The organism is Rhodanobacter sp. Soil_C_14, assembly GCF_057657335.1.
In genome coordinates this window covers 846,491-859,581 of the sequence record NZ_JBDGIQ010000001.1, presented here as the reverse complement: position 1 = coordinate 859,581, position 13,091 = coordinate 846,491, and the positions used below count along the sequence as shown (strand labels likewise).

Here is a 13,091-nt window from a genome sequence, read left to right as displayed (position 1 = left end):
CCAGACCATCATGCAGATCAAACCCATCCTCGCCGCGATGCGCCACCACAAGGCCGGCACCGTGCTGATCGCGCTGCAGATCGCGCTGACCCTGGCGATCGTCTGCAACGCGCTGTTCATCATCCAGCAGCGCATCACGCGGATGTCGCGTCCCAGCGGAGTGAGCGAGAACAACCTGTTCGTGATCCGCAGCGACTGGGCCGACAAGTCCGACACGCAGCGCATCGACGCGCAGATGCAGGCTGATCTGATCGCCCTGCGCCAGCTCGGCAGCGTGCAGGACGCCGCCTCGACCAACAGCTTTCCGCTGCGTGGCACCGGCTGGGACAATTTCATCAAGCTGCAGCCGGACCAGGTCAAGATGACCACCGACTCGGCGATCTTTTTTTCCGACGACCACACCCTGGCGACGCTGGGCACGCGCCTGATCGCGGGGCGCAATTTCACCGCCAGCGAAATCGCCGCGCAGAAACCCCGCGACGCGATGCACTCCGCCCAGGTGATCATCAGCAGGGACCTGGCGCAGCGATTGTTCCCGCAGGGATCGGCGCTGGGCAAGACCATCTATGTGTCGATGGGCCACGCGCCATCCACCATCATCGGCATCACCGACACCTTGCAGGCGCACATGACCGGCAGCTGGGCCGGGCCGTATGCGTACAACGCGGTGCTGATCCCGGCGCGCCTGTTGAATGACTACACCTACTACCTGGTGCGGGCGAAGCCCGGCCAGCTCGACGCCGCGATGCGTGACGCGCCGAAGGCGCTGTTCGCGCAGAGCCGCATGCGCATCATCGACCACAAGGATGGCGTGATGAGCTTCGCCCAGGTGCGCCAGCGGGCTTACGAACGTGACGTGGGCATGGCGATCCTGATGGGCATCATCAGCGTCGTGCTGCTGGCGATCACCGCCGCGGGCATCGTGGGCCTGACCAGCTTCTGGGTCGGCCAGCGGCGCAAGCAGATCGGCGTGCGTCGTGCGCTGGGCGCCACCCGCGGCGACATCCTCAGCTACTTCCTCACCGAAAACCTGCTGATCGGGATCGGCGGCGTGCTGGCGGGTGCGGTGCTGGCGATCGGCATCAACCTGTGGATGGTGACCCAGTTCGAAATGGCGCGGTTGTCGCTGGCCTATGTGGTGGCCGGGGTGGCGGCGTTGCTGGTGTTGGGCCAGGGCGCGGTGCTGGCACCAGCGCTGCGTGCTTCGCGCGTGTCGCCGGTGGAGGCGACACGGAGCGTGTGAGTTCTCATTTCCTCCCTGCAGGGCAGGGGAGAAGACAAACCTCGGAGTGAACGGAATGCTTGCCTACTACCTCGAACTGGCCCTGCGCAGCCTGAAACGAAGTCCCGGCCTGACCGCGCTGATGGTGCTGGCGATCGGCTTCGGCGTGGCCGCGTCGATGACCACCTGGTCGGTGTTCCGCGCCGTGTCGGGCGATCCGATCCCGTGGAAGTCGTCGCAGCTGTTCGTGCCACAGATCGACGCATGGGGGCCGAAGGGGCACCGCGGCGGCGACGACAATGAGCCGCAGGACGCGATGAACTACACCGACGCAATGGCGCTGATGCGCGACCACCGGGCCAAGCGTCAGTCGGCGATGTACCAGATCTCGCCTTCGGTGGTGCCGGCGCAGGCCGGCAAGCATCCGCTCAACGTGGGCGGCCACGCCGTCTACAGCGAGTTCTTCCCGATGCTCGACGCGCCGTTCCTGTACGGCAGCGGCTGGGATGCGCAGGACGATGCGCAGCGCGCAGCGGTGGTGGTGATCAGCAGCAAGCTCAACGAAAAGCTGTTCGGCGCGGTCAACAGCGTGGGCAAGACGGTGAACATCGAGGGCAAGGACTACCGTGTGTCCGGCGTGCTGGACAACTGGAATCCGCAGCCGCGCTTCTACGACGTGGTCAACACCGGCGGCTTCAGCGAGCAGGTCGAGGACGTGTTCATTCCCTTCGAGCGTGCCATCGCCGTGGGCATCCCCAACGACGGCAACACCAACTGCAGCGAAACGCCGAAGGAGTCGGGCTTCGTCGGCCTGCAGCAATCCAGCTGCATCTGGATTGCCTACATGGCCGAGCTGGAAGACGCTGCCGCGGTGACCGCCTATCGCCAGTATCTGGACGGCTATGCGCGTGCGCAGCAGACGGCCGGCCGGTTCACCTGGGCACCGAACAACAAGCTGCGTGACCTGCCGGCCTTCCTCGACCATGAGCAGGTCGTGCCCAGCGACACCAAGGTGTCGCTGCTGGTGGCGCTGGGCCTGCTGCTGGTCTGCCTGGTGAATACGGTGGGCCTGTTGCTGGCCAAGTTCCTGCGCCGCAGCGGCGAGATCGGCGTGCGTCGCGCGCTGGGTGCGCCACGCAAGGCGATCTATCTGCAGTTCCTCACCGAGGCTGGCGTGGTCGGCCTGACCGGTGGCGTGCTGGGCCTGCTGCTGACCGGTGTCGGCGTGGCCAGCGTGGGCATGGTGTTGCCCAAGAGCATTTCCGATCTGGCGCGGCTGGACCTGTCCCTGCTCGTCGTCACCCTGGTGGTCGCCGTGCTGGCCACCCTGCTGGCCGGGCTCTACCCCACGTTCCGTGCATCACGCGTGCAACCCGCGTGGCAACTGAAGAGCAATTGAGGATTATGCCCATGACCATGCATCCCATCCTCGCGGCACTGCGCAAGCACAAGGCCGGCGTGGTGTTGATCGCACTGCAGATCGCGCTGACGTTGGCGATCGTCTGCAACGCGGTGTTCATCATCGGCCAGCGCATCGAACGGGTGAACCGGCCGACCGGCCTGGACGAGAGCAACCTGATGCTGGTCGGCCAGCAATGGGTGGGCGCGCCGAGCGGCGACGACGCCGCCAGCGTGGAAAAGCTCGACAGCCTGCAACTGACCGACCTGGCCGCCCTGCGCGCGCTGCCGGGCGTGGCGTCGGTGGCGCCGATCAACTCGCTGCCGTTGCTCAATTCGTCGTGGAACGGCGCGGTCGACCACAAGCCCGGGGACACCAACCAGGGCAGTTTCCATGGCACCCGCACCACCTACTACTTCAGCGACGATCAGGCGCTCTCCACCCTGGGCCTGCGCCTGGTGGCAGGGCGCAACTTCACCGCCGCCGACGTGGGGCACCAGGGCTTCCGCGACAACAGCGAGCCGTCAGTGGTGATCCTGACCAAGGCACTGGCCGACAAACTGTTCCCGAAGGGCGACGCGCTGGGCAAGGTGATCTATCTCAACGGGTCGACCAAACCCACCACCGTCGTTGGCATGGTCGAGCGCATGCAGGTACCCGGTACCGGCACCTGGACCAACAGCTTCGTGTGGAACGCGACGCTGGTGCCGACCCGTCTGGACGCGAACTTCTCGCGTTACGCGATACGTGCCAAACCCGGCCAACTGGACGCGGTGATGCGCGCGGTGACGCCGGCGTTGTACAAGGTCAACCCCATGCGCGTGCTGGATGACGACAGCGTGCGCTCGTTCGCCCAGATCCGCGACAAGGCCTACCAGGCCGATCGCGGCATGGCGATCCTGATGGGTGTGGTCGCGCTGATCCTGCTGTGCGTCACCGCCGCCGGCATCGTCGGTCTCACCAGCTTCTGGGTGGGCCAGCGCCATCGGCAGATCGGCGTGCGGCGCGCGCTGGGAGCCCGCAAGATCGACATCCTGCACTACTTCCAGATCGAGAACCTGCTGATCGCCGGCACCGGCGTGGTGATCGGCGTGCTGCTGGCGCTGAGTCTGAACATGTGGCTGATGAACCACTACGAGATGACCCGCATCCCGGTGCTGTACGTGCTGACCGGTGTGCTGGCGATGCTGGCGATCGGCCAGGCCGCGGTGTTCGTGCCGGCCCGCCGCGCGTCCAACGTGCCGCCGGTGGTGGCGACGCGGGCAGTGTGATCAACAAGGGGGAATGGGGAACAGGGAATCGGTAGAGCAAAAGCCGCCCGCCTTGGCCTTTCCCATTCCCCATTCTCCATTCCCACTTCGAAGGAGACACCGCAGGTGTTTACCTACTACCTCGACCTGGCCCTGCGCAGCCTCAAGCGCAACAAGGCGCTTACCGCACTGATGGTGCTGGCGCTGGCGCTGGGCATCGGCGCCAGCATGACCACGCTGACGGTGTTGCACGTGCTGTCGGGCGATCCCTTGCCCGGCAAGAGTCATCAGCTGTTCTATCCGCAACTCGATCCGCAGGACATGGACGGCTACAAGCCGCAGGACGAGCCGCCGGAACAGGTCAGCTGGATCGACGGCATGGCCCTGCTGAAGGCCAGGCGCGCCCACTTCCAGGCCTTGATGACCGGCGGCGCGGTGCCGATCCAGCCGGCGCAATCCTCGATCGATCCGTTCTTCGAGGATGCGCGCTATACCACGGCCGATTTCTTTCCGATGTTCGATGTGCCGTTTCTCTACGGGCAGGGCTGGAACGCGACGGACGACGAGGCCAGCGCCCATGTGGCCGTGCTCACCCGCGAACTCAACGACAAGCTGTTCGGCGGCAAGGACAGTACCGGCCTGACCCTGCGCATGAACGACGTGGCGTTTCGTATCGTCGGCGTGCTGGACAGCTGGCGGCCGACGCCGCATTTCTACGATCTCAACACCGGCAGCTACTCCGCCAAAGAAGGCGTGTTCGTGCCGCTGGCCACCGCCACCGACCTGAAGTTCGCCCGCAACGGTTCCACCGATTGCTGGGACAAGGGATCGAGCGAGAACATGAAAACCGCCACCTGCACCTGGCTGCAATTCTGGGTGCAGCTGGACACGCCGGCCGAGGCCGCCGCGTATCGGGAATTCCTGCTGAACTATTCGCGGGAGCAGAAGGCGCTGGGTCATTTCCAGCGGCCGCCCAATGTGCGCCTGCGCGACGTGATGGGCTGGCTGGACTACAACAAGGTGGTGCCCAGCGACGTGCATCTGCAGGTGTGGCTGGCGTTCGGTTTCCTGCTGGTGTGCCTGGTCAACACCGTGGGCCTGATGCTGGCCAAGTTCATGCGCCGCGCGGGCGAGCTCGGCGTTCGTCGTGCGCTCGGCGCCTCGCGCCGATCGCTGTTTGCCCAGTTGCTGGTCGAAGCCGGTGCGGTGGGCCTGGTCGGCGGCGTCGGCGGCCTGCTGCTGGCCTTGCTCGGCCTGTGGCTAGTGCGCAGGCAGCCCTCGGATTACGCCGCGCTGGCGCACCTGGATCTGCCGATGCTGCTGGCCACCTTCGTCGCTGCCGTCATGGCCAGCCTGCTGGCCGGCCTGCTGCCGGCCTGGCGCGCCTGCCTGACTCCTCCCGCGCTGCAACTGAAGAGCAACTGACATGGACATCCTGCCCATCTTCTCGACCCTGCGCCGGCACAAGATCACGGCGCTGCTGCTGGTGCTGGAGATCGCGCTGACCTGCGCGATCGTCTGCAACGCCGTGTTCCTGATCAGCCAGCGCCTGCAGCGTACCGAAATGGCCAGCGGCGTGGCCGAGCACGAACTGCTGCAGGTGCAGGTCGCCAACATCGGCAAGCCCGCCAATGGCAAGGCGCGCGCCCAGGAAGACCTGGCGCTGCTGCGGCAGATTCCCGGCGTGACCGCGGCAGCCCTGCTCAACCAGGTGCCGTTCACCAACAGCTCGTCGAACACCAGCATCAAGCTCGATCCCGCGCAGAAGCTGCCCACGCTCAACGCCACCATGTACATGGGCGAGGGCCTGATCGCCAGCTTCGGCGCCCGGCTGGTGGCGGGGCGGGATTTCAGCGCCGACGAATACCTGGACTACGACGACATGCGCAGCAACCCCGAGCTGCAGAACAAGGTCGGCTCGGTGGTGATCACCCAAGCGCTGGGCGAGCGCCTGTGGCCCGGGCAGAGCGCGCTGGGCAGGAACATCTACCTGGGCGACACCTCCGTGCGCGTGATCGGCGTGGTGCAGTCGCTGATCCGGCCGTCGCTGTTCATGGGCGACGACGCGGCGCAGTGGACGATGATCTTCCCCCTGCGATTGAGCGCGGCCAGCGCGTCGCGCTACGTGCTGCGCACGGCCCCCGACCAGCGCCAGCAGGTGCTTTCGGAAGCGGCAAAGGTGCTGCGCAAGGCTGACCCGCACCGCATCGTCCTGCAAAAGGACACGCTGGACGACATCCGCGGCGCGTTCTTCCAGAACGATCGGGCGATGGCCGGCATCCTGGTCGGCGTCATCGCCGCGCTGCTGATCGTCACCGCGCTGGGCATCGTCGGCCTGGCCAGTTTCTGGGTGGCGCAACGCCGCCGCACCATCGGCGTGCGCCGCGCCCTGGGTGCGACCCGTCGCAACATCCTCAACTACTTCCAGACCGAAAACTTCCTGCTGGCCACGATCGGCATCGTGCTGGGCATGGTGCTGGCCTACGGCATCAACCTGTTCCTGATGACCCGCTACGAGTTGCCGCGCCTGCCGGGCATGTACTTCCCGATGGGCGCGATCGCGTTGTGGCTGATCGGACAACTGGCCGTGCTGGGACCGGCCCTGCGCGCGGCAGCCGTGCCGCCGGTGGTGGCGACGCGTTCGGTGTGATCAATCAAGCAGGGAATCGGGAATAGGGAATCGATAGAGCGACCGCCGCCCGCCGTGGCCTTTCCCATTCCCCATTCTCCATACCAACCTCCGAAGGAGACACCGAAGGTGTTCACCTACTACCTCGACCTCGCGCTGCGCAGCCTCAGGCGCAACCGCATGCTCACCGCGCTGATGGTGCTGGCGATCGCCGTCGGCATCGGTGCCAGCATGACCACGCTGACGGTGACGCACCTGCTGTCCGGTGATCCGTTGCCGGGTCGCAGCCAGCACATCTTCTATCCGCAGGTGGATGCCTCGCCGGCCGGTTACGCCAAGGGCGGGCCGCTGGACATGCTCGACTACCGCTCGGCGGTGGACCTGTGGAGCGCGCATCGCGCGGACCGGCAGGCCTTGATGGCGGGCAGCGACGTCAAGGTGCGTGCGCCGGATGCCAAGCTGCCGCCCTTGATGGTGCCGATGCTGGCCACGACCTCCGACTTCTTTGCGATGTTCCAGGTGCCGTTCCAGTACGGCAGTGCCTGGACGGCAGCCGACGCCGCCAGCCGTGCGCGCGTGGCGGTGATTTCCTCCGACCTCAACGACCGCCTGTTCGGCGGCGCCGACAGCGTGGGCAAGACCCTGCGCCTGAAGGACAGCGACGTGCGAATCGTCGGCGTGATGAAGAAGTGGCGACCCTCGCCGCTCTTCTACGACGTGCGCGCCGGGCGCTTCGCCGAAGGCCAGACAGCATCGTTCTACGGCAAGCCGGAAGACGTGTTCATGCCGTTTTTCAGCGGGCTTGACGTCAACGACGGCAACTTCTGGCAGTTCACCTGCTGGGGTTCCGTTCCCAGGCCGGGGCATCTGCAGGATGCGCCGTGCGTCTGGGTCGGCTTGTGGGTGCAACTGGATGACGCCGCCAAGGTGGCGGACTACCGCGCCTTCATCGCTAACTATGCGCAGCAGCAAAAGCAGCTCGGGCGCTTCGCCACGACCCAGACCCGCATGCCGGGCCTGATGGAGTGGCTGGTGTTCAACCATGTGGTGCCCAGCGACGTGAAGCTGCAGACCTGGCTGGCCTTTGCGTTCCTTGCCATCTGCCTGTTCAACATGATCGGCCTGCTGCTGGCCAAGTTCCTGCGTCGCAGCAGCGAAATCGGCGTGCGTCGCGCGCTGGGCGCCAGTCGTGGCGCGGTGTTCGCCCAGTGCCTGGTGGAGGCGGGCATGGTGGGCCTGGTCGGCGGCATCGGCGGCTGGCTGCTGACCTTGCTGGGTCTGTGGCTGGTGCGGCGGCAGCCGGTGGAATACGCCGATCTCGCCCACCTCGACCTCGGCATGTTCGGGCTGACCTTTGCGCTCGCCGTCGCCGCCAGCCTGCTGGCAGGCCTGTTGCCCGCCTTGCGGGCCAGCCGGATTGCGCCCGCGCTGCAGTTGAAGACGCTGTGAGGATCGGAACCATGCAGATCAAGCCCATACTCTCCGCGCTGCGCAAGCATCGCCTGTCCACGATCCTGATCGCGCTGGAAATCGCGCTGGCGTGCGCGGTGCTGTGCAACGCCTGCTTCATCATTTCCCAGCGCGTCTCGGCGATGCACATCGTCAGTGGTGCGGATGAAGCGGCGCTCGCGTCGGTGCAGCTGACCGGCTACGACTCCACCCAGGCAGCCGACGTGGACGCACGGGCGCTCGCCGCGTTGCGCGCCGTACCCGGCGTGGAATCGGTGTCGCCGATCAATTCCATACCGTTCGGCAGTCGCCGTGGTACCGCTGGAATTTCGACCGATGCGGCCGGCGAACATTTTGGCGGCGTGATCGAGTTCTACGTGGGCGGTCCCGGCAGCCTGGAGGCACTCGGCGCCAAGGTCGTCGCCGGACGCGCGCCGCGACCCGACGATTTTCGGGCCTTCAGCGGCTTCGTGCCCGACGGCGGCAGCGTCCAGATCACCCGGGCGCTGGCCGAGCATTTGTGGCCGGGTGCCGATCCGCTGGGCAAGGAGTTCTGGTCGCTGAAGTCGCACTACCGCGTCGTCGGCGTGTTGAAGGATCTGGTCCGGCCCGATCCCACCGGGTGGACGCCGGAGCAACGCCAGTGGTCGGTATTCCTGCCGGCCCAGCCGGGTCCGTACCTGACCGGCAGCTACCTGTTGCGGGCCAACCCGGGCGACATGCCGCGGGTCATGCGCGACGCACTCGCGGCGGTGGCCAAGGCGGTGCCGGAGGTGGTGATCGATCGGGAAGCCAGCCAGAGCGTGTCCGACCTGCGCCACGACGTCTTCAAGAACGACCGCGTGATGGCCGCGATGCTGGTCGGCGTGATCTTCGCGATGCTGATGGTCACCGCGCTGGGCATCGTCGGCCTGGCCAGTTTCTGGGTACAGCAGCGCCGTCGGCAGATCGGCATCCGCCGCGCGATCGGCGCCACCCGTCGCGACATCCTGCACTACTTTCAGACCGAGAATTTCCTGATCGTCGGCGGCGGGATCGCGCTGGGCATGGTGCTGGCATTTGCGCTGAACCTGGTGCTGATGAAGCACTACGAACTGCCGCGCCTGCCGCTGTACTACCTGCCTGGGGCGGCGCTGGTGTTGTGGGCGTTGGGCCAGCTGGCCGTGCTGGGGCCGGCCTTGCGCGCGGCGGCGGTGCCGCCGGTCGTGGCGACGCGGAGCGTGTGACCGTGAGCCTGTCTTCGCCCGCCGCCATCACGGCGCCGCTCGGCGGCGATCGACCGTATTCAACCTTTTTCCGACGTGGAGTTTCGATGAGCATGTTCCGCACCGTATTCCTTCTCGTGGCGATGGCCGTGCTGGGCACGCCGTGGCGCGCTGCGTCGGCCGCCCAGGCAACGGCCGCTTCGTCCCCGGCGCCGGCGGCGGCGTCCGACGACGCAGCGGGAATGATTTCGCGCACCGAAGTCGCCCGCATCATCGACAACACGCGCAGGATCGTCTCGCCGAACGGGGTGGACGAACGCATCAAGCTGCGCATCGGCGGCATCGACCAGTGGCTGTCGATCCGCGGACGCGACCGGCGCAATCCGATCCTGCTGTTCCTCCACGGTGGCCCGGCCGCGGTGACGATGCCGGCCAGCTACACCTTCCAGTCGCCGTGGGAGGACTTCTTCACTGTCGTGCAATGGGACCAGCGCGGTGCGGGCAAGACCTACGCCGCCAACACCGAGCAGCAGATGTCGCCGGGCATGACGATCGAAGGCATGACCGACGATGCGGCGCAGGTCGTGCAGTACCTGCGCCAGCATTACGGCAAGCAGAAGATCTTCCTGCTCGGCCATTCCTGGGGCACGGTGCTGGGCACGCGACTGGCCCGGCAGCATCCGGACTGGTTCCACGCCTACATCGGCGTGGGCCAGGTGGTGAACGTGCGCAGGAACGAGGAGATCGGCTTCGCCTTCGCCCTGCGTGCGGCAAGGGCCGACCACAACCCGCAGGCCGTGCGCGAGCTAGAGGCGCTGATGCCTTACCCGGGCACGGTGCCGATGACGCTCCAGCGGATCGGCACGCGCAGCAAGTGGGAGACCTACTACGGCGGCCTCACTCATGGCCGCAAGGATTTCTCCTACTACGCCGATGCCGAGGGTCTCTCGCCCGACTACGACCAGGCCGAGCTCGACGCGATCGGCAAGGGCAGCGTGTACACGCTCAACCACCTGTTGCAGCCGCTGCTCGGCGTGGATCTCGATGACATGACGGACTTCGGTTGCCCGGTGCTCCTGTTCGTCGGGCAGCACGACTACACCACCTCGCACGAACTGGCCGAGCAATGGTTCGAGCGCATCCGGGCGCCGTCGAAACACATGGTGCTGTTTGCCGACTCGGCGCACATGGTGATGCAGGAGCAGCCGGGCCGGTTCCTGATGCACCTGGTGACGGACGCCCTGCCGCTGGCGCAGAAGGTCGGCGATGCGGCACCGGCAGAAGTCACCCGCGGGGATTGACGCGACAGGCAGGGCAGCCATGCCGGTCGGCATGGGTGGTGAAACTTGGGGGAAGGGAATGTTCGGTTACTACCTGGATCTGGCACTGCGCAGCCTGAAGCGCAACAAGGTGCTTACCGCGCTGATGGTGCTGGCGATCGGCTTGGGCATCGGTGCGAGCATGACGATGATCACGGTGCTGCACGTGATGACCAACGATCCCTTGCCGGGGCGCAGCGCGACGTTGTTCACGCCGCACCTCGACCCGCTGCCGCTGGACTACAAGCATCACAGCGATGGCCCCGATCCGACCGACAATCTCACCTGGCCAGATGCGATGGCCCTGCTCAAGGCGCATCCCGCCACTCGGCAGGCGGCGATGGCCGGTGGCTCGCTGCTGGTGCGCCCGGCGCGGGCGGACGTGCGGCCATTCCGTGTCGATGGCCGTTATGCCACGGCGGACATCTTCGCGTTGTTCGGCATTCCGTTCGAGCACGGACAGGGCTGGTCCTCCGCCGACGATGCATCACGGACGCATGTGGTGGTGCTCAGCGAGACGCTGGATCGCAAGCTGTTCGGTGACAGCGGCGGCATCGGTCAGGTCGTGCGGCTGGGTGAACACGACTTCCGCGTGATCGGCGTCACCGCCGACTGGCAGCCGCAACCGATGTTCCATGCCGACCTGTCGGCGCAATCGTTTGGCGATGCGGATCAATTCTTCCTGCCGTTGTCCGCCGCGGTGGATCTGAAGTTGCCGACCAACGGGAATCAATCCGGCTGGGGCAAGGACGACGCCGGTGATTCCATGACCAGCGCCAACATGTCCTGGCTGCAATTCTGGGTGCAACTGCAAAGCCCCGGACAGGCGCAGGCGTATCGCCAGTTCCTGCTCGACTATTCCGCCCAGCAGAAGGCGCTGGGCCGCTTCCAGCGCCCGCCCACGGAAGCGAAGCTGTACAGCCTGATGGGCTGGCTGGCGCACCGCAACCTGGTGCCCACGGATGTGCGCCTGCAGCTGTGGCTGGCGCTGGGTTTCCTGTTCGTGTGCATCGTCAACATCATGGCCTTGCTGCTGGCGAAGTTCCTGCGCCGCAGCGGCGAGATCAGCGTGCGTCGCGCGCTGGGTGCGCGCCGGCGCGACATCTTCCTGCAACTGGGCATCGAGTCGGCGATGGTCGGCGTGGCCGGTGGCCTGTCCGGCTTGCTGATCGCCCAGCTTGGCCTGTGGAGCGTACGCCATCGCCCCGACGACTATGCGCAACTGGCGCAGATGGACACGTCGATGCTGCTGGGCACGTTCGCGCTCGCCGTCGCCGCCAGCCTCCTGGCTGGCCTGTTGCCGACGTGGCGCGCGTGTCGCGTGCCACCGGCACTGCAGCTGAAGGCCTTATGAGGACATCCAGCATGGAACTGCGCCCGATACTCTCGACCTTGCGTCGACACAAGCTCACCGCGACCCTGCTGGTACTGCAGGCCGCCCTGACCTGCGCGATCGTCTGCAACGTGGTGTTCATGATCGCCAATCGCGTGCAGCGGATCAGCGTGCCGACGGGCATCGCCGAAAGCGAGCTGTCGGTGATCCCCAGCACGAGCATCGAGGAGGGCGAGAATCCGCAGGCGCGGCATGCCGCGGACCTGGCTGCCCTGCGTGGCGTGCGCGGCGTGCAATCGGCGGTGGCGGTCAGCTATTCGCTGCCACTGGATCGCAGCGAGTCGTCCAGTGGCATCTGCCCCAGCAAGCAGGCGCTGGATCGGGCGATGCAGCTCAATACGATCGAAGGCAGCGGCTGCATGCAACCTGCCGTCTACGACGGCACGCCCGGCCTGGTCGGCACGCTGGGCCTGCACCTGGTCGCGGGACGCGACTTCCGGCCGGAAGAGTACGTGAGCCAGGGCAAGCCCGCGGTGGCCATCGTCAGTCGCGCGCTGGCGCAACACCTGTATCCGGGCAAGCAGGCGCTGGGCCAGAGCATGTACGACGGCGACAACTACATTCGCATCGTGGGCATCGTCGACCGGCTTCTGCGCCCGAACCTGCGCGCGCCGGGGGTCGACGAGGACAGCATGATCTGGCCGCAGCTGCCGCCGGGCTCCGGCGTGCTCTACGTGCTGCGCAGCGCCCCCGGCGATCGGGCGCGAATACTGCAGGAGGGATCGGCGGAACTGCTGAAACTCAGTGCGAACCGGCTGATCAGTGCCGCCCGCACGCAGACCTACGGGGAGATTCGCGCGGCCTATTTCCAGCGCGACACCACCATGATCGGCCTGCTGCTGGCTTCGGCCCTGGGCCTGCTGTTCGTCACCGCGCTGGGCATCACCGGGCTGGCCAATTTCTGGGTGCAGCAGCGCACGCGCAGCATCGGCATCCGCCGCGCGATCGGCGCCACGCGCGGCGACATCCTGCGCTACTTCCAGACCGAGAATTTCCTGATCGTCGGTGCCGGCATCGTGCTGGGCATGCTGCTGGCCTTCCTGTTGAACGCGGAGCTGATGCAGCACTACGAACTGGCGCGTCTGCCGCTGTTCTATCTGCCGATGGGGGCGCTGGTGTTGTGGGGCCTGGGCCAGCTGGCGGTGCTGGGGCCGGCGTTGCGCGCTGCGGCGGTGCCACCCGTGGTGGCGACGAGGTCGACATGAGCATGGACGGATTCACGATG

General features: G+C 66.6%; 10 protein-coding genes. All 10 read left to right on the top strand.

Annotated features, from left to right (window positions below; all coding sequences use genetic code 11):
* Window positions 1–10: 10 nt before the first annotated feature.
* The 10 genes from AC3A56_RS04050 (at window position 11) to AC3A56_RS04005 (ending at window position 13,071) form a co-directional block, all read left to right on the top strand.
* Entirely contained in the window at window positions 11–1,243 is a 1,233-nt protein-coding gene (locus AC3A56_RS04050) for an ABC transporter permease (RefSeq protein WP_487769413.1), read from the top strand.
* 55 nt (window positions 1,244–1,298) lie between these two features.
* The gene (locus AC3A56_RS04045) at window positions 1,299–2,621 is read left to right on the top strand and encodes an ABC transporter permease (RefSeq protein WP_056764483.1); all 1,323 of its coding nucleotides are present in this window, start codon (window positions 1,299–1,301) and stop codon (window positions 2,619–2,621) included.
* 11 nt (window positions 2,622–2,632) lie between these two features.
* A complete protein-coding gene (locus tag AC3A56_RS04040; RefSeq protein WP_487769412.1) occupies window positions 2,633–3,892 on the top strand; it encodes an ABC transporter permease in 1,260 nt (419 codons plus the stop codon).
* A gap of 105 nt (window positions 3,893–3,997) precedes the next feature.
* A complete protein-coding gene (locus AC3A56_RS04035; RefSeq protein ID WP_487769411.1) occupies window positions 3,998–5,296 on the top strand; it encodes an ABC transporter permease in 1,299 nt (432 codons plus the stop codon).
* Window position 5,297: 1 nt separating this feature from the next.
* The gene (locus tag AC3A56_RS04030; protein ID WP_487769410.1) at window positions 5,298–6,521 is read left to right on the top strand and encodes an ABC transporter permease; all 1,224 of its coding nucleotides are present in this window, start codon (window positions 5,298–5,300) and stop codon (window positions 6,519–6,521) included.
* 108 nt (window positions 6,522–6,629) lie between these two features.
* On the top strand, window positions 6,630–7,949 hold the full coding sequence (locus AC3A56_RS04025) for an ABC transporter permease (protein WP_487769409.1): 1,320 nt from the start codon (window positions 6,630–6,632) through the stop codon (window positions 7,947–7,949).
* Window positions 7,950–7,960: 11 nt separating this feature from the next.
* Window positions 7,961–9,175, top strand: a complete 1,215-nt coding sequence (locus AC3A56_RS04020) for an ABC transporter permease (RefSeq protein WP_487769408.1) — start codon at window positions 7,961–7,963, stop codon at window positions 9,173–9,175.
* Window positions 9,176–9,261: 86 nt separating this feature from the next.
* Window positions 9,262–10,455 carry an alpha/beta fold hydrolase gene (locus AC3A56_RS04015; protein ID WP_487769407.1) on the top strand — a complete coding sequence of 398 codons (1,194 nt, stop codon included), beginning with the start codon at window positions 9,262–9,264 and terminating at the stop codon, window positions 10,453–10,455.
* 58 nt (window positions 10,456–10,513) lie between these two features.
* The gene (locus AC3A56_RS04010) at window positions 10,514–11,827 is read left to right on the top strand and encodes an ABC transporter permease (RefSeq protein ID WP_487769406.1); all 1,314 of its coding nucleotides are present in this window, start codon (window positions 10,514–10,516) and stop codon (window positions 11,825–11,827) included.
* A gap of 11 nt (window positions 11,828–11,838) precedes the next feature.
* On the top strand, window positions 11,839–13,071 hold the full coding sequence (locus AC3A56_RS04005; protein WP_487769405.1) for an ABC transporter permease: 1,233 nt from the start codon (window positions 11,839–11,841) through the stop codon (window positions 13,069–13,071).
* Window positions 13,072–13,091 lie beyond the last annotated feature (20 nt).

Coding starts and splice junctions, on each gene's coding strand:
- AC3A56_RS04020 (WP_487769408.1), top strand. CDS start 7,961: ATGCAGATCAAGCCCATACTCTCCGCGCTGCGCAAGCATCGCCTGTCC.
- AC3A56_RS04050 (WP_487769413.1), top strand. CDS start 11: ATGCAGATCAAACCCATCCTCGCCGCGATGCGCCACCACAAGGCCGGC.
- AC3A56_RS04040 (WP_487769412.1), top strand. CDS start 2,633: ATGACCATGCATCCCATCCTCGCGGCACTGCGCAAGCACAAGGCCGGC.
- AC3A56_RS04030 (WP_487769410.1), top strand. CDS start 5,298: ATGGACATCCTGCCCATCTTCTCGACCCTGCGCCGGCACAAGATCACG.
- AC3A56_RS04045 (WP_056764483.1), top strand. CDS start 1,299: ATGCTTGCCTACTACCTCGAACTGGCCCTGCGCAGCCTGAAACGAAGT.
- AC3A56_RS04015 (WP_487769407.1), top strand. CDS start 9,262: ATGAGCATGTTCCGCACCGTATTCCTTCTCGTGGCGATGGCCGTGCTG.
- AC3A56_RS04005 (WP_487769405.1), top strand. CDS start 11,839: ATGGAACTGCGCCCGATACTCTCGACCTTGCGTCGACACAAGCTCACC.
- AC3A56_RS04010 (WP_487769406.1), top strand. CDS start 10,514: ATGTTCGGTTACTACCTGGATCTGGCACTGCGCAGCCTGAAGCGCAAC.